Origin of the sequence: Pseudomonas sp. Mn2068 (genome assembly GCF_049319725.1) — a bacterium.
GTDB classification, from domain to species: Bacteria; Pseudomonadota; Gammaproteobacteria; order Pseudomonadales; family Pseudomonadaceae; genus Aquipseudomonas; species Aquipseudomonas gingeri.
The window spans coordinates 457,442-483,302 of sequence record NZ_JBMOUG010000003.1 but is presented as its reverse complement, the minus strand read 5'-3'; the positions used below and the strand labels follow the sequence as shown (position 1 = coordinate 483,302).

Genomic DNA, 25,861 nt, shown 5'->3' with positions numbered 1-25,861 from the left:
AGCTTTCAACGCAGCATTACCGGGCGCAGCGGCTTCAAAACCCCTGGGGGGTGCGGGTGTGCCAGTCAGTGTTCAACTGATACTGGTGCGCAACGTTGAGCAAGCGGCCTTCCTGGAAATACGGGGCAAGCAATTGCACGCCGACCGGCAAGCCGTCGACGAAGCCCGCAGGCATGGACAAGCCCGGCAGACCCGCGAGGTTGGCGGTGATGGTGTAGAAGTCTTCCAGATACTCGGCGACCGGATCGTTGTTCTTGGCGCCGATCTTCCAGGCCGGGTTGGGCGTGGTCGGGCCGAGAATGACGTCGACCTCGTTGAAGGCGCTCATGAAGTCGTTCTTGATCAGGCGACGGATTTTCTGCGCCTTGAGGTAATAGGCGTCGTAGTAGCCGGCCGACAGGGCATAGGCACCGACCATGATCCGACGCTGCACTTCCGCGCCGAAACCTTCGCCACGGGAGCGTTTGTACAGGTCTTCGAGGTCCTTGGGCTCTTCGCAGCGATAACCGAAGCGCACGCCGTCGAAACGCGACAGGTTGGACGAGGCTTCGGCCGGGGCGATCACGTAGTAGGCTGGAATCGCGTGCTGGTTGTTCGGCAGGCTGATTTCCTTGATCACCGCGCCGAGCTTTTCCAGCTCCTTGACGCTGTCGTGCACCCGTTCGGCGATGCGCGGGTCGAGACCGGCGCTGAAGTATTCCTTCGGCACGCCGATGCGCAGGCCCTGGATCGAGTCGTTCAGGCCGGCGCTGTAGTCCGGGACCGGTTCATCGATGCTGGTGGAGTCCTGCGGGTCGAAGCCGGCCATGCCTTGCAGCAGCAGGGCGCAGTCTTCGGCGGTGCGGGCCAGCGGGCCACCCTGGTCGAGGCTGGAGGCGTAGGCGATCATGCCCCAGCGCGAAACGCGACCGTAGGTCGGTTTCAGCCCGGTGAGGTTGGTGAACGCCGCCGGCTGGCGGATCGAACCGCCGGTGTCGGTCGCGGTGGCGGCAGGCAACAGGCGTGCGGCCACGGCGGCGGCAGAACCACCGGACGAGCCGCCTGGTACGTGTTCCAGATTCCACGGGTTTCTGACCTTGCCGTAGTAGCTCGACTCGTTGGCCGAACCCATGGCGAATTCGTCCATGTTGGTCTTGCCCAGCGTCACGGCGCCGGCAGCGGCCAGTTTGGCAACCACGGTGGCGTCGTAGGGCGCCTTGAAGTTGTCGAGCATCTTCGAGCCGCAACTGGTTCGCACGCCCTGGGTGCAGAACAGGTCCTTGTGGCCGATCGGCGCGCCGAGCAGGGCACCGTTCTCGCCGTTGGCGCGCCGTACGTCGGCAGCCTTGGCCTGTTGCAGGGCCAGTTCTTCGGTCAAGCTGATAAAGCTGTTGATCTGCGGATCGAGCTGGGCGATGCGCGCCAGCAGGGTCCGGGTCAGCTCTTCGGCGGAAAACTTCTTGTCGGCGAGTCCGCGGGCGATCTCGGCCAGAGTCAATTGATGCATTGCAGGCTCTTTCCCTTTAGTCGATGACTTTCGGAACCAGGTACAGGCCGTTTTCGACCGCTGGTGCGATGGACTGATAAGCCTCGCGGTTATTTCGCTCCGTGACGGCGTCGGCGCGCAGGCGCTGGCTCGCTTCCAGAGGGTGGGCAAGGGGTTCGATACCGTCGGTATCGACAGCCTGCATCTGGTCGACCAGACCCAGAATGCTGTTCAGGGCTTCGGTGGTGCGTGGAAGATCGGCTTCGACCAGGCCCAGGCGGGCCAGGTGAGCGATTTTTTCCACGTCGGAGCGGTCAAGCGCCATGGGAATCTCCAGTGGAAAACAAAATGGAAGCTGTCCGTGTGTTAGGCTCTGCACGGAAATTGCCTGCGCGACGATCATGCTGCGTTGAAAACACGCTCGATCGCCGCTCGACTAGTTTTCGTACTGATCCGGGATTATCGGAACACTACCGCATTTTTACGGTCACATGGCCGCGATTGTATGGGATGGTGCTCGGAAAAACGCCTAATTTAACATATTGGCGCCTTGCCCAAAATCCCCGTCGTTGTTAGAGTTTGCCGCACTTTTTTACCCACGCGTTGCCCAGGGTCCCTTTCCAATGTTCAAGAAACTGCGTGGCATGTTTTCCAGCGATCTCTCCATCGACCTGGGCACAGCCAACACCCTTATCTACGTGCGCGAGCGCGGTATCGTCCTGAATGAGCCATCGGTCGTTGCGATTCGCACCCATGGCAATCAGAAGAGTGTCGTTGCCGTCGGTACCGAAGCCAAGCGCATGCTCGGTCGTACGCCGGGCAACATTGCTGCCATTCGTCCGATGAAGGACGGCGTGATCGCCGACTTCAGCGTCTGCGAAAAGATGCTGCAGTACTTCATCAACAAGGTTCACGAAAACAGCTTCCTGCAGCCAAGCCCTCGCGTGCTGATCTGCGTGCCGTGCAAATCGACCCAGGTCGAGCGCCGTGCGATCCGTGAATCGGCCCTCGGTGCCGGTGCCCGCGAAGTCTTCCTGATCGAAGAGCCGATGGCCGCCGCGATCGGTGCCGGCCTGCCGGTTGAAGAAGCCCGTGGCTCGATGGTCGTCGATATCGGTGGCGGTACCACTGAAATCGCGCTGATCTCCCTGAACGGCGTGGTCTATGCCGAATCCGTACGGGTTGGTGGCGACCGTTTCGACGAAGCGATCATCACCTACGTGCGCCGCAACTACGGCAGCCTGATCGGCGAATCCACCGCCGAGCGCATCAAGCAGGAAATCGGTACGGCCTACCCGGGCGGCGAAGTCCGTGAAGTCGACGTTCGCGGCCGTAACCTGGCCGAAGGCGTGCCACGTGCCTTTACCCTCAATTCCAACGAAGTGCTGGAAGCCCTGCAGGAATCCCTGGCGACCATCGTCCAGGCGGTGAAGAGCGCCCTGGAGCAGTCGCCTCCGGAGCTGGCCTCGGACATCGCCGAGCGTGGCCTGGTGCTGACCGGTGGTGGCGCGTTGCTGCGTGACCTCGACAAGCTGCTGGCCCAGGAAACCGGCCTGCCGGTGATCGTCGCCGAAGATCCGCTGACCTGTGTTGCCCGTGGTGGCGGTCGTGCCCTGGAAATGATGGATAAGCACACCATGGACCTGCTTTCCAGCGAGTGAGTTCGCTGGCAGGCTCTATGATGGTTCGTTCACAGGCAGCACTTTGCAGTGCTGCCTGTTGCGTTTATCTTCTGTCAATCTTCATCCAGGCCGGTTTGATGCCGTATGAATAAAATGACTCATTGCCTGGGAGGAGCGGCTTATTAAACCGCTTTTCGCCAAAGGCCCCTCATTGGGCGTGCGCTTGTTGGTGCTGGTCGTGCTATCGGTCGCGCTGATGGTGGTCGATGCCCGTTTCACACTGCTCAAGCCCGTGCGCAGCCAGATGTCGCTGGTGCTGATGCAGTCATACTGGATTACCGACCTGCCGCAACGGTTGTGGCAAGGCGTGGCCAGTCAGTTCGGCAGTCGTACCGAACTGGTCGCCGAGAACGAAAAACTCCAGACCGAAAACCTGCTGCTGCAAGGGCGCCTGCAGAAACTCGCGGCCCTGACCGAGCAGAACGTGCGCCTGCGCGAATTGCTCAACTCGTCGGCGCTGGTCAACGAGAAGGTCGAAGTCGCCGAATTGATCGGCATGGACCCCAACCCGTTCACCCATCGCATCATCATCAACAAGGGTGAGCGCGATGGCGTGGTACTTGGTCAACCGGTGCTCGATGCCCGTGGCCTCATGGGCCAGGTGGTTGAGTTGATGCCGTACACCTCCCGCGTCCTGTTGCTCACCGACACCACCCACAGCATTCCGGTGCAGGTCAACCGCAACGGTTTGCGCGCCATCGCCAGCGGTACTGGCAACCCCGAGCGCCTGGAACTGCGCCACGTCGCCGACACCGCCGACATCAAGGAGGGCGACCTGCTGGTCAGCTCCGGCCTGGGCCAGCGCTTCCCGGCCGGTTACCCGGTGGCGACGGTCAAGGAAGTGATTCACGACTCCGGCCAGCCTTTCGCCATTGTCCGCGCCGTGCCGACCGCCGCCCTCAACCGCAGTCGCTACCTGCTGCTGGTGTTCAGCGACAGCCGTACCCCGGAAGAGCGCGCCAACGAAGCGGCCCAGGCCCAGGAAGCCGACAAGCAGGGCGACGGTGCGCCGATCGTTCCGGCGACCGTACCGAAACCGGCTGCTGCGGCGGCTGCGGCGAGCGCGGCACCTGCGGCGCCAGCCCCGGCGAGCAAGCCACCGGCGCATGCCACCAGCACCAGCGCCCCGGCCCATGCGACACCGGCACCCAAGCCGGCGACCGTCAAACCTGCGGCCACCAAGCCAGCGGCCAAGCCGCCCGCGGCTGCACCGTCCACCCAACGGCAGGAGGAATAATGGCGGGCGCTACTCTTTCGCGTAATGGCTGGATCGTCTGGCTGACCTTTGCCGTCGGCCTGCTACTCAGTGTCTCGCCGTTGCCGCAGTTCATGGAAATCCTCCGTCCGCTGTGGCTGGCGTTGCTGCTGGCTTTCTGGTCGCTGTACCTGCCGCACAAGATCGGCATGGTCACCGCATTCCTGCTGGGCCTGGCCGAGGACGTGCTCTACGGCACCCTGCTCGGGCAGAACGCCTTGATCCTTACATTGATCACCTTCCTGGTGCTGTCGCTGCAACAGCGCCTGCGCATGTTCCCGATGTGGCAGCAGAGCCTGGTGATCCTGGTGATCTTCGGCCTGGCGCAGCTGGTGCAGCTGTGGCTCAGCGCCCTGACCGGCAACCGCCAGCCGACCCTGGCGCTGGTGCTGCCGGCGCTGGTCAGTGCCTTGCTCTGGCCGTGGATCAGCTTCGGTTTGCGCGGGCTGCGTCGACGCTACAAGGTCAACTGACCGATCGCGTCGAATGCCCGTGAGCTGGTGATGATGCTGATGCTGATGAAGAGCCCCGATAAAGCGCCCCGACACGGAGATGTCCCCATGACCCCGCTCTACCTGGCCTCCGGCTCGCCGCGTCGGCGTGAACTGCTCACCCAGATCGGCGTGCCTTTCACCGCGATCAGCGCGGATATCGATGAAACTCCCCTGATGGATGAGACGCCGGCGGCCTATGTCGAGCGCCTGGCGCGCGGCAAGGCGGCAGCCGGCCAGGGCCTGTTGGCGAGTCGCCAGGTCGCGGCGCCGTTCTGTGTGCTGGGTGCCGATACCGCCGTGGTGCTGGACGGACGGATTCTCGGCAAGCCGCTGGATGAGGCGGATGCAGTGGCCACGCTGCTGGCATTGTCCGCTCGCGAGCACGAAGTGCTCACCGCCATCGCGCTGTTGGACGGTGATCGGTGCGAGTCGCGGGTGGTTCGCAGCCTGGTGAAATTTCGTACGATCAAAACAGAAGAGGCATCTGCCTACTGGTCCAGCGGCGAGCCTCGGGACAAGGCTGGAAGCTATGCCATTCAAGGCCTTGCCGCGGTTTTCGTCGAGGGTCTGAACGGCAGCTATTCGGGCGTGGTGGGCTTGCCGGTGTGCGAAACCGCAGAACTGCTCGGCCATTTCGGCATACCCTGTTGGCAAAACCTTATCGTGCGCTGATTGCCGCACTCCAGTGAACGGCAATTATTGTGAACACGCCTGAACGAGACCCAGCCATGAGTGAAGAGATCCTGATCAACATCACGCCGATGGAATCGCGCGTGGCGGTGGTAGAAAACGGTGTGTTGCAAGAGGTGCATGTCGAGCGTACGCAGAAGCGCGGTATCGTCGGCAATATCTACAAGGGCAAGGTGGTGCGGGTCCTGCCGGGCATGCAGGCGGCGTTCGTCGATATCGGGCTGGATCGGGCGGCCTTTATCCATGCCTCGGAAATTTCCATGCGCGAAGGCCCGGCGGTGGAAAGCATCAGCGCCCTGGTTCACGAAGGGCAGAGCCTGGTGGTGCAAGTCACCAAGGACCCCATCGGTACCAAGGGCGCGCGCCTGACCACGCAACTGTCGATTCCCTCGCGTTACCTGGTGTACATGCCGCGTACCGCCCATGTCGGCATTTCGCTGAAGATCGAAGAGGAAGCCGAGCGCGACCGGTTGAAGAAGGTCGTCAGCGATTGCGTGGCCCAGGAAGGCATCAAGGAAGCCGGTGGCTTTATCCTGCGCACCGCCGCCGAAGGGGCGGGGGCTGACGAGATCATGATGGATATCCGCTACCTGCGCCGGCTCTGGGATCAGATCGGCGCGCAGATCAAGACCATCGGTGCGCCCAATGTCATCTACGAGGACCTCGGTCTGGCGCTGCGGACCCTGCGTGACCTGGTCAGCCCGAAGATCGAGAAGATCCGCATCGACTCCCGGGAAACCTTCCAGAAGACCACGCAGTTCGTCGCCGAGTTGATGCCGGAAATTGCCGATCGTCTCGAACACTATCCCGGCGAGCGGCCGATCTTCGACCTCTACGGTGTCGAGGACGAGATCCAGAAAGCCCTGGAGCGCAAGGTGCCGCTCAAGTCCGGCGGCTACCTGGTGGTCGACCCGGCGGAAGCCATGTCCACCATCGACGTCAACACCGGGGCCTTTGTCGGTCATCGCAACCTCGAAGAAACCATCTTCAAGACCAATCTCGAAGCGGCTACCGCGATTGCCCGCCAACTGCGCCTGCGCAACCTCGGCGGGATCATCATCATCGACTTCATCGACATGGAAGACGAAGAGCACCAGCGCCAGGTGCTGCGGACCCTGGAAAAACAGCTGGAACGCGATCACGCCAAGACCAACATCATTGGGATCACCGAGCTGGGCCTGGTGCAGATGACCCGCAAGCGCACCCGCGAAAGTCTTGAGCAGGTGCTCTGCGAGCCGTGCAGCAGTTGCCAGGGGCGCGGCAAGCTGAAGACCCCGGAGACGGTTTGTTACGAGATTTTCCGCGAGATCCTGCGGGAGGCCCGTGCCTATCAGGCCGAAGGTTATAGAGTGTTGGCCAACCAGAAAGTCGTTGACCGCCTGCTGGATGAAGAGTCGGGCAATGTCGCGGAGCTGGAGGGGTTTATCGGACGGACCATCCGTTTCCAGGTCGAAACCATGTATTCCCAGGAACAATACGACGTGGTGCTGCTCTGATTCCCTGCTCTGTACATACACTGTCCATGCTGGCTGGCGTTGGCCTGTTGATCGAACCTTGCCTGAGGGGCCACTGACATGGAGCGTCTGACACGCTTTGTCGCCGCGTTGACCCGCTGGGGCCTGGGTATCTGTGCGTTGTTGCTGGTGCTGGTGGCCTTGTATGCCAGCCTGGGGCGGCAGTTCGTGCCGCTGGTGGCCGAGTACCGCGCCGATGTCGAGGGCAAGGCGCAGGCCGCGCTGGGCATGCCGCTGTCCATCGGCAGCCTGGAAGGGCGCTGGAGCGGCCTGGCGCCGGTGCTGCTGGCCCACGATGTGACGGTCGGTGCCGGTGTTTCGGCGTTGCGCCTGGACCAGGTGCAGGTGATCCCGGATATCTGGGCCAGCCTGCTGGCCCGCGAAGTGCGCATTGCCCGTCTGGAGCTCAATGGCCTGCAGTTGAACCTGCGGCAGGACAAGGAGGGTCAGTGGGCCCTCGAAGGATTGCCCCGATCGGACGGCCAGCCGCTGGACCCCGAGCAACTGCTGAACCGCCTGCAGATGGTCGCGCAACTGTCGGTGCTGGATAGCCAGGTGACCCTGGAACCGTTCGGCGAATCGCCGCTGACCCTGACCTATGTCGGCCTGAACCTGCAGACCGGCCTGTCCCGCCAGCGCCTCGACATGCGCCTGACCCTGCCCGATGGCCAGCCCCTGGCGTTCAACCTGAGTACCCGTTTGCAGGCCGGCGCCTGGCGCCAGGGTTCCGCCGACGCCTACCTGAGCCTGCCGCAGAGCGACTGGGCGCGCTGGTTGCCGGCGAGCCTGAAACAGAAATGGAACGTCGCCGAGCTCAAGGCCGGCGGCGAATTCTGGTTGAAGTGGGCCGATGGCACGGTGCAAAGCGCCGTGGCACGTCTCAATGCCCCGCAATTTCGCGGTGCCTACGCCGACCGCAAGCCGGTGAAGATCGAGAACCTGGCCCTCAACGCCTACCTGCAGCGCAACGACCAGGGTTTCAGCCTGTTGCTCGACTCCCTGGCGATGAACCTGGGCAAGACCCGCTGGGAGTCCCATCTGCAATTGCAGCAGACGGCGGCGACCGACAAGGCCGGGGAGTTGTGGCATGTGCAGGCCGACCGCCTCGACCTGACGCCGATCACGCCGTTGCTCGATGGCCTGGCACCGCTGCCGGAAGGCCTGGCGACCGTCATCGATCACCTGAAGGTCACCGGTGCCTTGCGCAACGTGCTGCTCGATTACCGTCCCCAGGAAACCGGTGACCGCCGTCTCAGCTTCGAGGCCAACCTGGAGCGGGTCGGTTTCGACGCCTATCACGGTGCGCCGGCGGCGCGCAATGTCAGCGGCAGCATCAGCGGCGACCTCGGCCAGGGTGAACTGCGCATGGACAGCAAGGACTTCTCGCTGTTCCTGTATCCGATCTTCAACAAGCCCTGGCAGTACATCCAGGCCAACGCCCGCCTGACCTGGAAACTCGACCAGCAGGGGTTCACCCTGATCGCCCCCTATATCAAGGTGCTGGGGGAAGAAGGCAAGATCGCCGCCGACTTCCTGATCCGCCTGCATTTCGAGCGTGACCAGGAAGACTACATGGACCTGCGGGTCGGCCTGGTGGACGGGGACGGGCGCTTTACTCCGAAATACCTGCCGGCGGTGCTGAGTCCGTCTCTGGACGAGTGGCTGCGCACCTCGATCCTCCATGGCGCGGTGGAACAGGGCTTCTTCCAGTACCAGGGTTCGCTGGACCATGATGCCGTGGCCGCCGCGCAGAATATCAGCCTGTTCTTCAAGGTCCATGACGCCGAGCTGGCGTTTCAGCCGGGTTGGCCGCATGTCAGCAAGGTCAGCGGCGATGTCTTCATCGAAAACAGTGGGGTGCGGATCAAGGCCAGCAAGGGCCAGTTGCTCGACACCCAGGTCAGTGATGTCGTGGTCAACATTCCCCACTCGTCGCAGGGCAAGGCCCCGCACATGTTTCTCGACGGTGGTTTTGCCGGCGGCCTGGGCGATGGCCTGAAGATTCTCCAGGAAGCACCGATCGGCACCGCCGCGACCTTTGCCGGCTGGCAGGGCGAAGGTGAGCTGAAAGGCCAGGTCAAGCTGGATATTCCCCTGGAGAAAGGCGAGGAGCCGAAGATCCTGGTGGATTTCGCCACCGACAAGGCGCGGCTGAAACTGGCCGATCCGGCCCTGGAGCTGACCCAGCTCAAGGGCGCTTTCCGTTTTGACAGTGCCAAGGGCTTGAGCGGCGACGCGATCACCGCCCAGGCATTCGACCGGCCCATCACCGCGCAGATCGCTGCCGTCGGCAAGCCCGGGGATCTCGGTACCCGGGTCACCGCCAAGGGCCAGGTGGCGATCAAGAAACTCACCGACTGGCTGGGTGTCAGCCAGCCGCTGCCGGTCACCGGTGACCTGCCCTATCAGTTGCAGTTGAACCTCGACGGCGCCGACAGCCAGTTGATCATCAACTCCAACCTCAAGGGCGTTGCCGTCGACCTGCCCGCGCCCTTTGGCATGCCGGCCAGCCAGGGCCGCGACAGCGTGTTCCGCATGACCCTGCAAGGTGCCGAGCGCCGCTACTGGTTCGACTATGGCGAGCTGGCGAACTTCACCTTTGCCGCGCCGGGCGGCAAGTTTGGCGACGGTCGTGGCGAACTGTTCCTCGGTGATGGCGATGCCCAGCTGCCGACGACCAAGGGGTTGCGCGTGCGTGGCGTGCTCTCGGAACTGGACCTGGAGCCGTGGAAAGCGGTGGTTGACCGTTATGCCGGCCAGGATCCCGGCGGCAATGCCAAGCAGCTGCTCAGCAGCGCCGACTTCAAGGTCGACAAGCTCACCGGCTTTGGTACCCGTTTCGACCAGGTGAGCCTGCAGATGGCCCGCAGCGCCACGGCCTGGGGCCTGATGATCGATAGCCAGCAGGCCAAGGGCAGCGTGACCCTGCCGGATGCCAAGGGCGCACCGATCGGCGTCAAGCTGGCCTACGTGCGATTGCCGGCACCGGATCCGAGCGTGGTGGCCGATGAAAATGCCCCGGACCCGCTGGCCTCGGCGGATCCGCGGCAGATCCCGGCGCTGGATATCAGCATCGACCAACTGTTCCAGGGCCAGGACCTGGTCGGGGCGTGGTCGCTCAAGGCCCGGCCTACGCCCAAGGGAGTCAGGCTCAACGATCTCGACCTGGGCCTCAAGGGCATGCAACTCCAGGGCAACGGTGGCTGGGAAGGCGTACCGGGCAGCAGCAACAGCTGGATCAACGGTCGTGTGGAAGGCAAGAACCTGGCGGATGTGCTGAAGGCCTGGAGCTTCGCGCCGACCGTGACCAGCGAGGATTTCCACCTCGATGTCGACGGTCGCTGGCCCGGCTCGCCGGCCTGGGTCGGGCTCAAGCGTTTCTCCGGCAGCCTGGATGCGACCCTGCGCAAGGGCCAGTTCGTCGAAGTCGAGGGCGGGGCCCAGGCACTGCGGGTGTTCGGCCTGCTGAACTTCAACTCCATCGGCCGTCGGCTGCGCCTGGACTTCTCCGACCTGCTCGGAAAAGGCCTGAGCTATGACCGGGTCAAGGGGCTGCTGGTGGCCAGCGATGGCGTCTATGTCACCCGCGATCCGATCACCCTGACCGGACCGTCGAGCAATCTCGAGCTCAATGGCACGCTGGACATGGTGGCCGACCGGGTCGATGCCAAGCTGCTGGTGACCTTGCCGGTGACCAACAACCTGCCGATCGCCGCCTTGATCGTCGGTGCCCCGGCCATCGGCGGTGCGCTGTTCCTGATCGACAAGCTGATCGGCGACCGGGTCGCCCGCTTCGCCAGCGTGAAGTACAGCGTCACCGGCCCGTGGAAAGAACCGAAAATCACCTTCGACAAGCCTTTTGAGAAGTCCAAGTAGAGCGCCATGGAGTAGCATGGTTGCCTACCTTTCAAGGAGTGCGCCATGACTTTCTCCGTCATCCAGATGGTCAGCCAGAGCGATGTGCTGGCCAACCTGAGCCAGGCCCGCCGCCTGCTCGAGCAAGCGGCCGAAGGCGGCGCGCGCCTGGCGGTGCTGCCGGAAAACTTCGCCGCCATGGGCCGTCGGGATGTCGCCGCCATCGGTCGCGCCGAAGCACTCGGCGAAGGGCCGATCCTGCCATGGTTGAAACAGACCGCCCGTGACCTCAGGTTATGGATAGTGGCGGGCACCTTGCCGCTACCGCCGGTCGACCAGCCGCAGGCGAAGGCCAATGCCTGCTCGTTGCTGGTCGACGAGCAGGGTGAGACGGTGGCTCGCTACGACAAGCTGCACCTGTTCGATGTCGACGTGGCGGATAATCGTGGGCGTTATCGCGAATCCGATGACTATGCTCATGGTAGCCGGGTGGTGGTGGCCGATACGCCGGTCGGACGGCTGGGCCTGAGCGTGTGCTACGACTTGCGCTTTCCCGAGTTGTACAGCGAGTTGCGCCAGGCCGGGGCCGAGCTGATCACCGCGCCGTCGGCGTTTACCGCGGTGACCGGCGCGGCGCATTGGGACATCCTGATTCGTGCACGGGCCATCGAGACCCAGTGTTATGTGTTGGCCGCCGCCCAGGGCGGTGTGCACCCGGGGCCACGGGAAACCTTTGGCCATGCGGCGATCGTCGACCCGTGGGGGCGTATCGTCGCTGAACAGGATCAAGGCGAAGCGGTGTTGCTGGCCGAGCGCGACAGTACTGAACAGGCGTCCATACGGGCGCGAATGCCGGTGGCGAGCCATCGGCGCTTTTTCTCGCAGGGCGCACGGCGGCCTGCATCGGAATGACGAAATAAGGCGCAAAACCTATGAGCGAGTTGTTGTCCTCAGTCAGTGAACACCTGTTGGCGCCGGGTGGCGTGACGCTCGAAAACCTTCAATCGGTCCTCGGTGACCTGGCCGGTCCGGGCATCGACGCCGCCGACCTGTATTTCCAGGGGCAGATTTCCGAGTCCTGGTCCCTCGAAGACGGCATCGTCAAGGAAGGCAGTTTCAACCTGGACCAGGGTGTCGGCGTGCGTGCCCAGTCCGGTGAAAAAACCGGTTTCGCCTACAGCAACGCGATTACCCTCGAAGCCCTGGGGTCGGCCGCGCGTGCGGCCCGCTCGATTTCCCGCGCCGGGCAGAACGGTACGGTGCAGGCTTTCTCCACCCGGGATGTGGCGCAGCTCTACGCCCCTGACAACCCGCTGGATGTCATGACCCGTGCCGAGAAGGTCGAGTTGCTCAAGCGTGTCGACATCGCCACCCGTGCCCTGGACCCGCGTATCCAGCAGGTCTCGGTGAGCATGGCGGGGGTCTGGGAACGGATTCTCGTCGCCTCCACCGATGGCGGCCTGGCGGCGGACGTGCGCCCGCTGGTGCGCTTCAATGTCAGCGTGATCGTCGAGCAGAACGGCCGGCGCGAGCGTGGCGGGCATGGCGGCGGCGGTCGTACCGACTACCGTTATTTCCTCAGCGAAGACCGCGCCATGGGCTATGCCCGCGAGGCCTTGCGCCAGGCACTGGTCAATCTGGAAGCGATTCCCGCTCCGGCCGGTACCTTGCCGGTGGTGCTCGGCTCCGGCTGGTCCGGGGTCCTGCTGCACGAAGCGGTCGGCCATGGCCTGGAAGGCGATTTCAACCGCAAGGGCAGTTCGGCCTACAGCGGGCGGATGGGCGAGAGGGTTGCGTCCAAGCTCTGCACCATCGTCGATGACGGCACCCTGGCCGGGCGCCGCGGCTCCCTCAGTGTCGATGACGAAGGCACGCCGACCGAGTGCACCACGCTGATCGAAAACGGCGTGCTCAAGGGCTATATGCAGGACAAGTTGAATGCCCGGCTGATGGGCGTGGCGCGGACCGGCAACGGTCGTCGCGAGTCCTACGCGCACCTGCCGATGCCGCGCATGACCAATACCTACATGCTGGGGGGCGAAAGCGATCCGGCGGAAATCATCGCTTCGGTGAAGCGGGGCATCTACTGCGCCAACCTCGGCGGTGGCCAGGTCGATATCACCAGCGGCAAGTTCGTGTTCTCCACCAGCGAGGCCTACCTGATCGAGGACGGCAAGATCACCGCGCCGGTCAAGGGGGCGACGCTGATCGGCAACGGCCCGGAAGCCATGAGCAAGGTGTCGATGGTCGGTAACGACCTGGCGCTGGACAGCGGCGTGGGAACCTGTGGCAAGGATGGGCAATCGGTGCCGGTGGGTGTCGGTCAGCCGACCCTGAAAATCGATGCGATCACCGTGGGTGGCACGGGGTCGTAGGAAGGCGGAGCCTCGGGTGAGAGCCAACGGCACTCACCCGTGACGAAGATCAGCGCAGGCCGCGTTGAGTTTCGTCCAGCTCCCGGATGTACTTGAAGATTTTACGGCTGGCAGACGGCGGCTTGCTCTGGGCAAGTTCGTGCTGGGCCTGGCGAATCAGGGAACGCAGTTGCTGACGATCCGCATCGGGATAGTCGGCGACGAACTTTTCCAGCACATCGTCGGCGCCTGCGATCAGGCGATCGCGCCAGCGTTCGAGATTGTGGAAGCGTTCGTTGTATTGCCGGGTGGAGGCGTCGAGCTGGTCCAGCAACACCAGGATGGCGTCAGTGTCCTGGTCGCGCATCAGTCGGCCGATGAACTGGATATGCCGTTTACGCGCGATATTCGCGGTGTGCTTCGGCGCTTCGGCCAGGGCACGGCGCAAGCCGTCGGTCAGTGGCAGTTTTGCCACCAGGTCAGGCTTGAGTGTTGTCAGGCGCTCGCCGAGATCAACCAGAGCATGCAGCTCGCGTTTGACCTGGGTTTTGCTTTTCTCCCCATCGAGGGAGTCGTCGTAAGAATCAACCATGGTGGCAGTCCGCAAAGAAACGCCGCCATGATAACCAGTCGGGGGCCGCTTGTCCGGCCCGGTCGCTCGAAGACCTTGACCGAAAGCCGAATTTGATTGGAGAGAACCATGAGTGCAGCACAAAGCGTCGGCCCGCAGGCTTTGCCGGCACTGCAGGAGCAGGTCGAGCAGATTCTCGCCGAAGCCAAGCGCCAGGGCGCCAGTGCCTGTGAAGTGGCGGTGTCCCTGGAGCAGGGTTTGTCGACTTCGGTGCGCCAGCGGGAAGTGGAGACGGTCGAGTTCAACCGCGACCAGGGCTTTGGCATCACCCTGTATGTGGGGCAGCGCAAGGGCTCGGCCAGCACTTCGGCCAGTGGCGCGGAGGCGATTCGCGAAACCGTCGCGGCCGCGCTGGCGATAGCGAAACATACTTCCGAAGACGAGAGTTCGGGCCTGGCGGATGCCGCCCTGATGGCAAAGGACCTGAAGGATTTCGACCTGTTCCACGCGTGGGACATCACTCCGGAGCAGGCCATCGAACGGGCGCTGATCTGTGAGGCGGCGGCGTTCGATGCCGATCCACGGATCAAGAATGCCGATGGCACCACGCTGACCACTGGTCAGGGCTGCCGTGTCTATGGCAACAGCCATGGCTTTATCGGCGGTTCCGCGTCGACTCGCCACAGCCTGAGCTGCGTGATGATCGCCGAAGGCGACGGGCAGATGCAGCGCGATTACTGGTATGACGTGAATCGCCAGGGCGAATTGCTGACCGACGCCGTGATCATCGGCCAGAAAGCCGCGCAGCGGGCGGCCAGCCGTCTGGGCGCCCGACCGGTCCCGACCTGCGAAGTCCCGGTGCTGTTTTCCGCGGAACTGGCCGGTGGCCTGTTCGGCAGCTTCCTCTCGGCGATTTCCGGCGGCAACCTGTACCGCAAGTCGTCGTTCCTCGAGGGCGCGATGGGACAGTGCCTGTTCCCGGAATGGCTGACCCTCGACGAGCGCCCGCATCTGATGCGCGCCATGGGCAGTTCGGCATTCGACGGTGATGGCCTGGCGACCTACGCCAAGCCGTTCGTCGAAAATGGCACCCTGGTGTCCTATGTGCTGGGCACGTATTCGGGGCGCAAGCTGGGCCTGCCGAGTACCGCCAACTCCGGTGGCGTGCACAATCTGTTCGTCACCCACGGCGTCGAGGACCAGGATGCCCTGATCCGTCGCATGGGCCGTGGCCTGCTGGTCACCGAACTGATGGGCCATGGCCTGAACATGGTCACCGGTGACTACTCCCGCGGCGCGGCGGGTTTCTGGGTCGAGAACGGCGAAATCCAGTTCCCGGTCCAGGAAGTGACCATTGCCGGCAATATGCGCGACATGTTCAAGCAGATCGTCGCCGTTGGCAGCGATCTCGAACTGCGCAGCAATATCCGCACAGGCTCGGTACTGATCGAGCGGATGACCGTGGCGGGCAGCTGATTCCGCTGGCCGGCTGCACACGAAGCGTGTCACCCACTGGGTGACACGCTTTTTTTTTGCCTGGCTCCCGCCGCTGATAGATAGGCTTATGTGCTTGTCTTGATTCTCAATATCATATAATAATAAATCTCATTATCGAATGAGCCTGGGTCATGAGTTCTGCCTTGCATGAGCAACCCTACCTGGAAAGCTGGCGCTGGATGAGCCGCCAGATCCGCTGCGCATTGCTGCCGGATGAACCCCGGCTGATCGAGCACTACCTCGCCGAAGGCCGCTATCTGGCCTGCTGTACGGCCACCTCGCCGTGGACCATTGCCGAAACCGCCTTTCGCCTGTTGCTCGACACGGCCGCCGACACCGCGTTGCCCTGGCACTGGCGTTCGTTGTGCCTGGACCAGGCCTGGCGTCCGCTGCGCGACCTGGAGCGCCAGGCGCTGTGCAACTGTCGGTTGCGCCGCTGGCAAAGCTTTGCCTGGCAGTTGGCGACCTGTTCGCTGCTGCCTTCCATTCCCCTGACTGAACTGGTGCAAGGATTCCCCGATGAGTAATACCCGTATCGAACGCGACAGCATGGGCGAACTGCAGGTGCCGGCCGAGGCCTTGTATGGTGCCCAGACCCAGCGCGCGGTGAACAACTTTCCCATCAGTCGCCTGCGCATGCCGACGCAATTCATCCGTGCGCTGATCCTCGCCAAGGCGGCGGCGGCCCAGGCCAACGTCGAATTGCGGCAGTTGAGCGCTGCGCAGGGCAAGGCCATCGTCGATGCCTGCCAGGGCCTGCTGGAAGGCGACTTCATGGCGCATTTCCCGGTGGATATCTATCAGACCGGCTCCGGCACCAGCTCCAACATGAATGCCAACGAAGTGATCGCGACCCTCGCCAGCCGTTTGCTCGGCGAGCCGGTCAACCCCAACGACCACGTCAATTGCGGGCAAAGCAGCAACGACATCATCCCGACCACCATTCATGTCAGCGCCGCCCTGGCGTTGCACGAACAATTGCTGCCGGCACTGGCGCACCTGGTGCAGGTCACCGAAGCCAAGGCCGGGCAGGTCCATCCGTTTATCAAGACCGGCCGTACCCACCTGATGGACGCCATGCCGGTTCGCCTGAGCCAGGTACTCAACGGCTGGGCGGCGCAACTCAAGGCCAATGTCCAGCATCTGCGGGACCTGCTGCCGAGCCTGCAATCCCTGGCCCAGGGCGGTACGGCGGTCGGCACCGGGATCAATGCCCACCCGCAGTTCGCCGAGCTGTTCAGTCGGCAACTGAGCGCCTTGACCCATGTGCAATTCACCCCGGGCCATAACCTGTTTGCGCTGATCGGTTCCCAGGACACGGCTGTCGCGGTGTCCGGTCAGTTGAAAACCACCGCGGTGTCGCTGATGAAGATCGCCAACGACCTGCGCTGGATGAACTCCGGCCCCCTGGCCGGCCTCGGCGAGATCGAGCTGGAAGCCTTGCAGCCGGGATCGTCGATCATGCCGGGCAAGGTCAATCCGGTGATCCCGGAGGCTACCGCGATGGTGGCGGCGCAGGTCATCGGCAACGACAGTGCGATCACCGTGGCCGGGCAGTCAGGCAACTTCGAACTGAACGTGATGCTGCCGATCATCGCCCAGAATCTGTTGAGCAGTATCGAACTGCTGGCGAACGTCAGTCGCCTGCTGGCCGACAAGGCTATCGCCAGCTTCAAGGTCAACGAAGCCAAGCTCAAGGAAGCGTTGTCGCGCAATCCGATCCTGGTCACCGCACTCAACCCGATCATCGGCTACCAGAAGGCCGCCGAGATTGCCAAGAAGGCCTATCAGCAAGGCCGTCCGATCATCGATGTCGCGCTTGAACACACCGATCTGCCGCGCAGCCAGCTGGAAACCCTGCTGGATCCGGAAAAGCTCACCGCTGGCGGCGTGTAACCCACTGCATTGCCTGGAGGTTCGTCATGGAACACTGGAAACGCACGATCGAAAGGGCCAACCGCTATTTCAACCTGGGCGAGCTGGTCGATGCCCGCGAGCACTACCTGCAGGCCCTGGCCCTGGCACAGGTGTTGTTCGAGCGCTGGCCGGACGCCGAGGAGGCGGTGGCCGCCTGCGTGATTTCCCACCACAACCTGGCGGACCTCCACTTGCGGCTCAATCAGCCCGAAGAAAGCGTCGAGTACCTGTGCGCGATCCATCAGCGCCTGCTGCAGACGATGCAGGACACCCGGCTTGCGCCGCCACTGCGCGAGGCGGCGATGCATCAGAGCAGCAAGACCTACGTCGAATTGCTCGCCTTTATCAGCGAACACGGCGAATACCCCCGCACCAGCCGCCTGCTCTACAGCCAGACGGCCTCCTCGGGATCGACCCCGACGCGTCATCAACATGGAGTTCATTGAAATGACCTACACCTTGCCTGCGCTGCCTTACAACTACGATGCCCTGGAACCGCATATCGATGCCAAGACCATGGAAATCCACCATACCAGGCATCATCAGACCTACATCACCAACCTCAATGCGGCGGTGGAGGGCTTGGAATGGGCCGATTGGCCGGTGGAAGAACTGGTGGCCGCGGTCCAGCAACTGCCGGAAAAGATCCGCCCGGCTGTGATCAACCACGGTGGTGGCCATGCCAACCATTCGCTGTTCTGGGCGGTCATGAGCCCGTTGGGTGGCGGTGAGCCGGAAGCGGCGCTGGGCCAGGCCATCGACGAACAACTGGGCGGCTTCGAGGCGTTCAAGGAGGCCTTTACCAAGGCGGCACTGACGCGCTTCGGCAGCGGTTGGGCCTGGTTGAGCGTGACCCCGCAGAAAAAGCTGGTGGTTGAAAGCAGCGGTAACCAGGACAGCCCGCTGATGAACGGCAATACCCCGATCCTCGGCCTGGATGTCTGGGAGCACGCCTATTACCTGCTGTACCAGAACCGCCGTCCGGAATACATCAATGCGTTCTACAACGTGATCAACTGGCCAGAGGTCGAACGGCGTTATCTCGCGGCACTGGCGTGAACCCTATAACCAACAAGATCCAAAGCCGATGATGGGGACTGAAACCGTGGCAATGAGCAGAGGGCGACTATTTCGCTTCGGAGTCGGCTGGCTGTTGCTGCTGGCGGGGATGGTGTTGCTGGTTGCCCGACTGCTGGGCTGGCTGGAAGGGCTGTAGCAGGGAGTCAGCCCGGTCCCATGGCGTTCAGTCGAACGCCATCACTGCGGTGCGGCGTCGCGCCAGCTCAACCGCCCTCATCGAAGTAGTTGTTGATCAGCGCCACCAGTGCCGCCATCGCCTCGTCTTCCTGTTCGCCTTCGGTCTGCATGTGGATCATGGTGCCCTTGCCGGCCGCCAGCATCATCATGGCCATGATGCTCTTGCCATCGACCATGCTCTCGGGCGTACGACCTACCCGGATCTGACAGGGGTACTGACCGGCAACGCCGACGAACTTGGCGGAAGCGCGGGCATGCAAACCCAGTTTGTTGATGATTTCAATTTCCAGAGCGGGCATCGCGATGGTGATCCTTTCAGCTAAGGTCGCGGTGGCGGACCTGGACGTTCTTCAGGGATTGTTGCAGAACCTGGCCAAGGCGTTCGGTCAGGTAGACGGAGCGATGGTGCCCGCCGGTACAGCCAATGGCAATGGTGACATAAGCCCGGTTGCTGGCGGCGAAGCGTGGCAACCATTTGAGCAGGTAGCTGGAAATGTCCTGGAACATTTCCTCGACATCCGGTTGCGCGGCCAGGTACTCGGCCACCGGGCCGTCGAGCCCGGATTGCTCGCGCAGTTCGGGTTTCCAGTACGGATTGGGCAGGCACCGTACGTCAAATACCAGGTCGGCGTCCACCGGCATGCCGCGCTTGAAGCCGAACGACTCCACCAGGAACGCGGTCCCCGGTTCCGGCTGGTTCAGCAGGCGCAGCTTGATGGTATCCCGTAGCTGGTACAGGTTGAGGTTGGTGGTGTTGACCTTGAGGTCGGCGAGGTCGGCAATCGGTCCCAGCAGGTTGCTCTCGTCGCGGATGGCTTCGGCCAGCGAACGGTTGGCGCTGCTCAGGGGATGGCGCCGGCGGGTCTCGGAGAAACGCTTGAGCAGGGTTTCCTCGTCGGCGTCCAGGTACAGCACGTCACACTGGATATGCCGGCCGCGGACTTCGTCCAGCAACTCGGGAAAACGCGACAGGTGGCTGGGCAGGTTGCGCGCGTCAATGGACACGGCGACCAGCGGTTGTGCCAGCTCGGTATGGATCAGCGCCCGCTCGGCCAGTTCCGGCAGCAGGCCGGCCGGCAGGTTGTCGATGCAGTAATAGCCGTTGTCCTCGAGGACATCGAGGGCAGTGCTTTTACCTGAGCCGGAGCGACCGCTGACGATGATCAAGCGCATGATTAATGACCGTTCTGTACGTCCAGGACAACCTGATACAGGGCTTCATTGCTCGGTGCGCTACGCAGGCGGTCACGTACCTCCTTGCGATCGAGCATGCTGGCGATCTGCCGGAGCAGTTCCAGGTGCGCATCGGTGGCGGCCTGCGGGACCAGCAGTACGAACAGCAGGTCGACCGGGGCACCGTCGATGGCGTCGAAATCGATGGGAGCGTCCAGGTGCATCAGGGCACTGATGGGCGACTCGCAACCTTTGAGGCGGCAGTGGGGAATGGCGATGCCGTTGCCAAAACCGGTCGAGCCGAGTTTTTCACGGGCAATCAGGCTCTCGTAGACATCCTGCATTTCCAGATCAGGCACTTCACGGGCGATCAGGTTGGCAATTTGTTCGAGGGCGCGTTTTTTACTGCCGCCCGGCACGTTCACCAGGGAACGGCCGGGGGTCAGGATGTTTTCAAGTCGAATCATGGGTGGGTGTTAGCGACCTGTACCTTGGAGCAGGTGCAGGTTCTTTTCCTTATGCTTTTTCAGTTGGCGGTCCAGCTTGTCGGTAAGCAGGTCGATCGCGGCATACATGTCGTCATGTTCGGCGTTGGCGACCACCTCACCACCGTGAATGTGCAGAGTGGCTTCGATTTTCTGCTTCAGTTTTTCGACGGCCATTGTCACCTGTACGTTGGTGATCTTGTCGAAGTGGCGCTCTAATCGGTCGAGCTTCTCGCCGATGTAGGCACGCAGGGGTTCGGTCACTTCCAGTTGGTGTCCACTGATGTTGACTTGCATACAGCTTCTCCTTCGTTGCCAGTGCATAAAGCGGCAGGCGTATGCCTGCCACTGGAACGCTGTGGCACGCCCGGCGGTTACATCAACCGCTTCCGTTCGCTGGAAGGCGCGATCCCGAGGGACTCGCGGTACTTGGCGACGGTACGACGGGCGACCTGAATGCCTTGTGCCTCCAGTAAACCAGCGATCTTGCTGTCACTCAACGGCTTTTTCTGATTTTCCGCCGCAACCAGTTTCTTGATGATCGCGCGGATCGCCGTGGACGAGCATTCGCCGCCTTCGGAGGTGCTGACATGGCTGGAGAAAAAGTATTTCAGCTCATAAATACCGCGGGGGGTATGCATGAATTTCTGCGTGGTGACCCGGGAAATCGTCGACTCGTGCATGCCCACGGCTTCGGCGATGTCATGCAGGACCAGCGGCTTCATCGCTTCATCGCCATATTCCAGGAAGCCGCGCTGGTGCTCGACGATCTGGGTGGCGACCTTCATCAGGGTTTCGTTGCGGCTCTGCAGGCTCTTGATGAACCAGCGGGCTTCCTGCAACTGGTTGCGCATGAAGGTGTTGTCGGCGCTGGTATCGGCACGGCGGACAAAACCGGCGTACTGCGGATTGACCCGCAGGCGTGGTACCGACTCCTGGTTCAGTTCCACCAGCCAGCGCTCGTTGTCCTTGCGCACGATGACGTCGGGCACCACGTATTCGGCTTCGGTGGACTCGATCTGCGAGCCCGGGCGCGGGTTGAGGCTCTGCACCAGCTCGATGACCTGGCGCAGCTCGTCTTCCTTGAGCTTCATGCGGCGCATCAGCTGGCTGTAGTCGCGGCTGCCCAGCAGGTCGATGTAGTCGCTGACCAGGCGTTGCGCTTCGCTCAGCCACGGGGTCTTGGCCGGCAGCTGGCGCAATTGCAGCAGCAGGCATTCGCCGAGGTTGCGCGCGCCGATGCCGGCCGGTTCGAACTGCTGGATGCGGTGCAGGACGGCTTCGATCTCGTCGAGCTCGATATCCAGTTCCGGATCGAAGGCGTCGAGGATTTCCTCGAGGGTCTCGTCCAGGTAGCCCTGATTGTTGATGCAGTCGATCAGGGTCACGGCGATCAGCCGGTCGGTGTCGGACATCGGGGCCAGGTTCAGCTGCCACAGCAGGTGGCTTTGCAGGCTTTCCCCGGCGGATGTACGGGTGGTGAAGTCCCACTCGTCGTCATCGTTGCTGGGCAGGCTGCTGGCGCTGGTCTGGTAGACGTCTTCCCAGGCGGTGTCGACCGGGAGTTCGTTGGGAATGCGTTCGTTCCAGTCGCCTTCCTCGAGGTTGTCGACCGTGGGCGCGGTTTCCTGGTAGGAGGGTTCCTGGACGTCGGTGTTGGGTTTTTGCTCGGCGTTGTCGGCCAGTGGATCGGCATTATCGAAGTCGTCGCCTTCTTCCTGGCGTTCGAGCATCGGATTGGATTCCAGGGCCTCCTGGATTTCCTGCTGAAGGTCCAGGGTCGACAATTGGAGCAGGCGGATGGCCTGTTGCAGCTGCGGTGTCATCGTCAGCTGCTGGCCCATTCTCAGGACTAGCGATGGTTTCATGGCAGGGGCTTAACACCTTATTTGCCGGCGCGCATGCGCCATCCACTACAGGGCGCCGAAGCGCCAAACATAAGCAAATTATATGCCTGAAACCGGAGTGTTTGCCTAGAGCGCTGTAACAATAAAAGCATGTGACGCTTTATCGAACATTCCGGCGCTCAGGCGGGCGGTCAAACACCGTCGGGCTTACAGGCGGAACTCATGGCCCAGATAGACTTCCTTGACCAGATCGTTGGCCAGGATGGTGGCCGAATCGCCTTCGGCGATCAGTTGCCCATCATTGACGATATAAGCGGTTTCGCAGATGTCCAGGGTCTCGCGGACGTTGTGGTCGGTGATCAGTACACCGATGCCCTTGGCCTTGAGGTGATGGATGATCTGCTTGATGTCGCCCACGGAAATCGGGTCGACACCGGCGAACGGTTCGTCCAGCAGGATGAACTTGGGCGCGGTGGCCAGGGCGCGGGCGATTTCCACCCGGCGGCGTTCGCCACCGGACAGGCTCATGCCGAGGTTGTCACGGATATGGCTGATGTGGAATTCCTGCAGCAGGCTTTCCAGTTCCTTGCGCCGGGCGGCCTTGTCGAGTTCCTTGCGGGTCTCGAGGATCGCCATGATGTTGTCGGCCACCGAGAGCTTGCGGAAGATCGAGGCTTCCTGGGGCAGGTAGCCGATACCCGCGCGCGCGCGGCCGTGCATCGGCTGGTGGCTGACGTCCTGGTCGTCGATCAGCACGCGACCCTGGTCGGCCTGGACCAGGCCGACGATCATGTAGAAGCAGGTGGTCTTGCCGGCACCGTTGGGGCCGAGCAGGCCGACAATCTGGCCGCTTTCGATCGACAGGCTGACGTCACGCACCACCTGGCGACTCTTGTAGGCTTTGGCCAGATGCTGAGCTTTCAAAATTGCCATTACTGGGCCTTTTGCTCGTCAGTTTTCTTTTTCGGTTGGATAACCATGTCGATGCGCTGGCGTGGCGTGGTGATCGGCGTGCCATTGGCGCGACCGGCGGTAGCCACCTGCTTCACCGTGTCGTAGACGATCTTCTCGCCTTCGGTGGTGTTGCCATCGTTGATCACCTTGGCCTGGTCGATCAGGACGATGCGGTTCTGTTGCGCATGGTACTGGATGGTCTTGCCGTAGCCCTTGACCGGCTGCGGGTCGGTGGCTTTCTGCCGCTGTTCGAAGTAGGCCAGGTTGCCCACGGAGGTCACCACGTCGATGGCGCCGTCCTTGGTGCGGGTGAGCGTCACGGTATTACCCTTAACGATCATCGAACCCTGAGTGATGATGACGTCGCCCTTGTAGGTGGCGATGCCTTGCTTGTCATCCAGTTGAGCGTCGTCAGCTTGAATGCGGATGGGCTGCTCGCTGTCGTTCGGCAGAGCCCAGGCGCTCACGCTTCCCAGTGCTGCGCCCAGGCTGAGCAAAATCGGGAGGGTTTTAACGAGACTCATACTGTCCTCTTACGTTCGATAGCAGGTGCATCCTGCTTTCTTCCAAATAGGCTTTCATGCCTGTGCCCGTGGTCACGCCGTTGGGGCCGTCGATTCTAACGGCTTGCTCGGTCTGCGCATATTGCTTCTGCGGGAATACTGTCATTCGGCTACTGGTGATGACGATATTGCGTTGCTTCTCATCGGTGCGCGCGATGCGTACCGAGTCGATCAGTTCGACCTGGGTGCCGTCCGGATTCACCTCGGCGCGTTCGCTCTGGACATGCCAGGGGAAGGCCGTGCCGCGATAGAGTTGCAGGTCGGGCTTGGTCACCAGGGTCACATCGGACACCTTGAGGTGCTCGACCTTGTCGCCGGTCATGTCGTACTGCACCTTGCCGTCGGGCATGTACTGGACGCTGTGGGCGTTGATCGCATAGTAGTCGACGAGCGTGCTGTCGACTGGCGCGGCCGTCTGTTCCAGGAAGCGTTCCGGGCTGATGTTCCAGTAGCCAACAGCCGCGAACAGGGCGGCAATAACTGCGAACAGCACAATATTGCGAATTTTCTTGCTCAGCATAAATAGCTCTACAGGTAGGCGGCGTGGGCCGCTTCAAGGCTGTCCTGGGCACGCAGGATCAACTCGCAGAATTCGCGGGCGGCACCTTCGCCGCCACGGGCCTGGGTGACACCGTGCGCGTGCTCGCGGACAAAACCCGCGGCGTTGGCCACGGCCATGCCCAGCCCGACGCGACGGATCACCGGCAGGTCCGGCAGGTCGTCGCCCAGATAGGCAACCTGTTCATAGCTTAGGCCGAGTTCGGCCAGCAGGGCGTCAAGCACCACCAGTTTGTCTTCACGACCCTGGAACACGTGCGGGATACCGAGGTTCTTCGCGCGCCGCTCGACCAGCGTGGTCTTGCGGCCGCTGATGATAGCGGTTTGCACGCCCGCGGCCATCAGCATCTTGATGCCCTGGCCGTCCAGGGTGCTGAACGACTTGAATTCGGTGCCGTCCTCGAGGAAATACAGGCGACCGTCGGTCAGTACGCCGTCGACGTCGAAGACCGCCAGCTTGATGTGCTTGCCGCGTTGCAGCAGATCGGTGCTCATTTACATCACTCCCGCGCGCAGCAGGTCGTGCATGTTCAAGGCGCCCACCGGGCGATCCTCGTCATCGACCACCACCAGTGCGCTGATTTTATGGTCTTCCATGATCTTCAGGGCTTCGGCGGCGAGCATCTCGGCCCGCGCGGTCTTGCCGTGGGGGGTCATGACGTCCTCGATCAGGGCGCTGTGGATATCGATGGTGCGATCCAGGGTGCGGCGCAGGTCGCCATCGGTAAAGATCCCGGCGAGGCGGCCATCGGCCTCGACGATCACGGTCATGCCCAGGCCTTTGCGAGTCATTTCCATTAGTGCGTTTTTTAACAGCGTGCCGCGCAATACCTGCGGCAGCTCGTCGCCGGCATGCATGACGTTTTCCACTTTCAGCAACAGGCGGCGGCCGAGGGCGCCACCCGGATGGGAAAAGGCGAAGTCTTCGGCGGTGAAGCCACGGGCTTCCAGCAGGGCGACGGCGAGGGCATCGCCCATCACCAGCGCGGCGGTGGTCGAGGAGGTGGGCGCCAGGTTCAGCGGGCAGGCCTCGTGCTCGACATGCACGTTCAGGTTGACCTCGGCGGCCTTGGCCAGCGGCGAATCCGGGTTGCCGGTCAGGCTGATCAACTGGATGCCCAGACGCTTGATCAGTGGCAGCAGGGTAACGATTTCCGCGGTCGAGCCGGAATTGGACAGCGCCAGGATGATGTCATCCCGGGTGATCATGCCCATGTCGCCGTGGCTGGCTTCCGCCGGATGGACAAAAAAAGCCGTGGTGCCGGTGCTGGCCAGGGTCGCGGCGATCTTGTTGCCGATATGCCCGGACTTGCCCATGCCGACCACGACCACGCGGCCTTTGCTGGCCAGAATCATCTCGCAAGCGCGTACGAAATCTGCGTCGATATGGGCCAACAAGCCTTCTACGGCTTCTACTTCGAGGCGGATGGTGCGTTGTGCCGATTGAATCAGGTCGCTGGATTGGCTCATGTCAGAAATCGTATTAGCCTGATGAAAAGGCGCGATTATAGCGGCAATGAACGATTCCCTCACGCTTGATCGTTGCGCTTTGCTTATTGAGTGTAGGACCCTGCCGTCAGTTTTCACCCCGCAGTGTGTCAAAACGGGCTGTACCTATCCTGAACAAGCACGGCTTCGGCCTTGGGCGCCTCGTATCAGCAATGATATAGTTCGCGACCAGTTCGGCCCGCTCAGGAAGTGCGCGCCTCTTTTACAGAGGCCTGGTGTCC

26 protein-coding genes and 1 pseudogene are annotated in these 25,861 nt (G+C 62.5%); 14 read left to right on the top strand and 13 right to left on the bottom strand.

The annotated features are described in order from the left end of the window. Window positions 1-34 precede the first annotated feature (34 nt). On the bottom strand, window positions 35-1,486 hold the full coding sequence (gene gatA / locus ACL9RJ_RS10175; protein ID WP_017126549.1) for an Asp-tRNA(Asn)/Glu-tRNA(Gln) amidotransferase subunit GatA: 1,452 nt from the start codon (window positions 1,484-1,486) through the stop codon (window positions 35-37). A 16-nt stretch (window positions 1,487-1,502) separates the two neighbouring features. Then, window positions 1,503-1,790, bottom strand: a complete 288-nt coding sequence (gene gatC / locus ACL9RJ_RS10170; RefSeq protein ID WP_017126548.1) for an Asp-tRNA(Asn)/Glu-tRNA(Gln) amidotransferase subunit GatC — start codon at window positions 1,788-1,790, stop codon at window positions 1,503-1,505. Between the two features lie 298 nt (window positions 1,791-2,088). On the opposite strand from gatC, the gene mreB reads away from it, so the two are divergent. The 8 genes from mreB (at window position 2,089) to tldD (ending at window position 13,330) form a co-directional block, all read left to right on the top strand. Beyond that, on the top strand, window positions 2,089-3,126 hold the full coding sequence (mreB, locus tag ACL9RJ_RS10165; protein ID WP_002555108.1) for a rod shape-determining protein MreB: 1,038 nt from the start codon (window positions 2,089-2,091) through the stop codon (window positions 3,124-3,126). A 172-nt stretch (window positions 3,127-3,298) separates the two neighbouring features. Further along, complete coding sequence (gene mreC / locus ACL9RJ_RS10160) at window positions 3,299-4,384, top strand: rod shape-determining protein MreC (RefSeq protein ID WP_017126547.1); 1,086 nt, start codon at window positions 3,299-3,301, stop codon at window positions 4,382-4,384. Further along, the gene (gene mreD / locus ACL9RJ_RS10155) at window positions 4,384-4,875 is read left to right on the top strand and encodes a rod shape-determining protein MreD (RefSeq protein WP_103032945.1); all 492 of its coding nucleotides are present in this window, start codon (window positions 4,384-4,386) and stop codon (window positions 4,873-4,875) included. The genes mreC and mreD overlap by 1 nt, the downstream gene beginning before the upstream one ends. Window positions 4,876-4,962: 87 nt before the next feature. After that, window positions 4,963-5,568: a Maf family protein gene (locus ACL9RJ_RS10150; protein WP_017126545.1), complete on the top strand. Its 606-nt coding sequence runs from the start codon at window positions 4,963-4,965 to the stop codon at window positions 5,566-5,568. Window positions 5,569-5,624: 56 nt separating this feature from the next. Further along, window positions 5,625-7,082 carry a ribonuclease G gene (gene rng / locus ACL9RJ_RS10145; protein ID WP_017126544.1) on the top strand — a complete coding sequence of 486 codons (1,458 nt, stop codon included), beginning with the start codon at window positions 5,625-5,627 and terminating at the stop codon, window positions 7,080-7,082. Between the two features lie 78 nt (window positions 7,083-7,160). Further along, window positions 7,161-10,976, top strand: a complete 3,816-nt coding sequence (locus ACL9RJ_RS10140; RefSeq protein WP_017126543.1) for a YhdP family protein — start codon at window positions 7,161-7,163, stop codon at window positions 10,974-10,976. A 45-nt stretch (window positions 10,977-11,021) separates the two neighbouring features. Then, window positions 11,022-11,867 carry a carbon-nitrogen hydrolase family protein gene (locus ACL9RJ_RS10135; RefSeq protein ID WP_177085502.1) on the top strand — a complete coding sequence of 282 codons (846 nt, stop codon included), beginning with the start codon at window positions 11,022-11,024 and terminating at the stop codon, window positions 11,865-11,867. Between the two features lie 20 nt (window positions 11,868-11,887). Next, the gene (gene tldD, locus ACL9RJ_RS10130; protein ID WP_177107053.1) at window positions 11,888-13,330 is read left to right on the top strand and encodes a metalloprotease TldD; all 1,443 of its coding nucleotides are present in this window, start codon (window positions 11,888-11,890) and stop codon (window positions 13,328-13,330) included. A 49-nt stretch (window positions 13,331-13,379) separates the two neighbouring features. On the opposite strand, the gene yjgA is transcribed toward tldD, so the two are convergent. After that, entirely contained in the window at window positions 13,380-13,901 is a 522-nt protein-coding gene (yjgA, locus tag ACL9RJ_RS10125; protein ID WP_103033066.1) for a ribosome biogenesis factor YjgA, read from the bottom strand. A 108-nt stretch (window positions 13,902-14,009) separates the two neighbouring features. On the opposite strand from yjgA, the gene pmbA reads away from it, so the two are divergent. The 6 genes and pseudogenes from pmbA to ACL9RJ_RS10095 form a co-directional block, all read left to right on the top strand. After that, window positions 14,010-15,356: a metalloprotease PmbA gene (gene pmbA, locus ACL9RJ_RS10120; protein ID WP_422765191.1), complete on the top strand. Its 1,347-nt coding sequence runs from the start codon at window positions 14,010-14,012 to the stop codon at window positions 15,354-15,356. 152 nt (window positions 15,357-15,508) lie between these two features. Continuing rightward, window positions 15,509-15,904, top strand: a complete 396-nt coding sequence (locus ACL9RJ_RS10115) for a hypothetical protein (protein WP_017126539.1) — start codon at window positions 15,509-15,511, stop codon at window positions 15,902-15,904. Next, window positions 15,897-17,273, top strand: coding sequence for a class II fumarate hydratase (locus ACL9RJ_RS10110; protein WP_017126538.1), 1,377 nt, complete (start codon window positions 15,897-15,899; stop codon window positions 17,271-17,273). Before ACL9RJ_RS10115 ends, ACL9RJ_RS10110 begins: the two co-directional genes overlap by 8 nt. A gap of 26 nt (window positions 17,274-17,299) precedes the next feature. Beyond that, window positions 17,300-17,740: a hypothetical protein gene (locus tag ACL9RJ_RS10105; protein WP_017126537.1), complete on the top strand. Its 441-nt coding sequence runs from the start codon at window positions 17,300-17,302 to the stop codon at window positions 17,738-17,740. Window position 17,741: 1 nt separating this feature from the next. Beyond that, on the top strand, window positions 17,742-18,353 hold the full coding sequence (locus ACL9RJ_RS10100) for a superoxide dismutase (RefSeq protein ID WP_017126536.1): 612 nt from the start codon (window positions 17,742-17,744) through the stop codon (window positions 18,351-18,353). Window positions 18,354-18,384: 31 nt separating this feature from the next. Next, a pseudogene (locus tag ACL9RJ_RS10095) lies at window positions 18,385-18,498 on the top strand (ZIP family metal transporter); the annotation flags it as partial. 79 nt (window positions 18,499-18,577) lie between these two features. Here the strand turns inward: ACL9RJ_RS10095 and ACL9RJ_RS10090 are convergent. From ACL9RJ_RS10090 to ACL9RJ_RS10045, 10 genes are all read right to left on the bottom strand, one after another. Continuing rightward, entirely contained in the window at window positions 18,578-18,850 is a 273-nt protein-coding gene (locus ACL9RJ_RS10090) for an HPr family phosphocarrier protein (RefSeq protein ID WP_017126534.1), read from the bottom strand. 16 nt (window positions 18,851-18,866) lie between these two features. Beyond that, entirely contained in the window at window positions 18,867-19,724 is an 858-nt protein-coding gene (gene rapZ / locus ACL9RJ_RS10085) for an RNase adapter RapZ (RefSeq protein WP_017126533.1), read from the bottom strand. A 2-nt stretch (window positions 19,725-19,726) separates the two neighbouring features. Then, the gene (gene ptsN, locus ACL9RJ_RS10080; RefSeq protein ID WP_017126532.1) at window positions 19,727-20,191 is read right to left on the bottom strand and encodes a PTS IIA-like nitrogen regulatory protein PtsN; all 465 of its coding nucleotides are present in this window, start codon (window positions 20,189-20,191) and stop codon (window positions 19,727-19,729) included. 9 nt (window positions 20,192-20,200) lie between these two features. Continuing rightward, window positions 20,201-20,506, bottom strand: coding sequence for a ribosome hibernation-promoting factor, HPF/YfiA family (hpf, locus tag ACL9RJ_RS10075; protein ID WP_017126531.1), 306 nt, complete (start codon window positions 20,504-20,506; stop codon window positions 20,201-20,203). A gap of 77 nt (window positions 20,507-20,583) precedes the next feature. After that, on the bottom strand, window positions 20,584-22,077 hold the full coding sequence (locus tag ACL9RJ_RS10070) for an RNA polymerase factor sigma-54 (RefSeq protein WP_042935433.1): 1,494 nt from the start codon (window positions 22,075-22,077) through the stop codon (window positions 20,584-20,586). Between the two features lie 186 nt (window positions 22,078-22,263). Next, on the bottom strand, window positions 22,264-22,989 hold the full coding sequence (gene lptB / locus ACL9RJ_RS10065) for an LPS export ABC transporter ATP-binding protein (protein ID WP_422765190.1): 726 nt from the start codon (window positions 22,987-22,989) through the stop codon (window positions 22,264-22,266). Then, the gene (lptA, locus tag ACL9RJ_RS10060; protein WP_017126528.1) at window positions 22,989-23,534 is read right to left on the bottom strand and encodes a lipopolysaccharide transport periplasmic protein LptA; all 546 of its coding nucleotides are present in this window, start codon (window positions 23,532-23,534) and stop codon (window positions 22,989-22,991) included. Before lptA ends, lptB begins: the two co-directional genes overlap by 1 nt. Next, a complete protein-coding gene (gene lptC / locus ACL9RJ_RS10055) occupies window positions 23,521-24,093 on the bottom strand; it encodes an LPS export ABC transporter periplasmic protein LptC (protein ID WP_017126527.1) in 573 nt (190 codons plus the stop codon). Before lptC ends, lptA begins: the two co-directional genes overlap by 14 nt. Window positions 24,094-24,101: 8 nt before the next feature. Beyond that, complete coding sequence (locus ACL9RJ_RS10050) at window positions 24,102-24,626, bottom strand: KdsC family phosphatase (protein WP_017126526.1); 525 nt, start codon at window positions 24,624-24,626, stop codon at window positions 24,102-24,104. Further along, window positions 24,627-25,601, bottom strand: a complete 975-nt coding sequence (locus tag ACL9RJ_RS10045; RefSeq protein WP_017126525.1) for a KpsF/GutQ family sugar-phosphate isomerase — start codon at window positions 25,599-25,601, stop codon at window positions 24,627-24,629. Window positions 25,602-25,861: the final 260 nt, after the last annotated feature.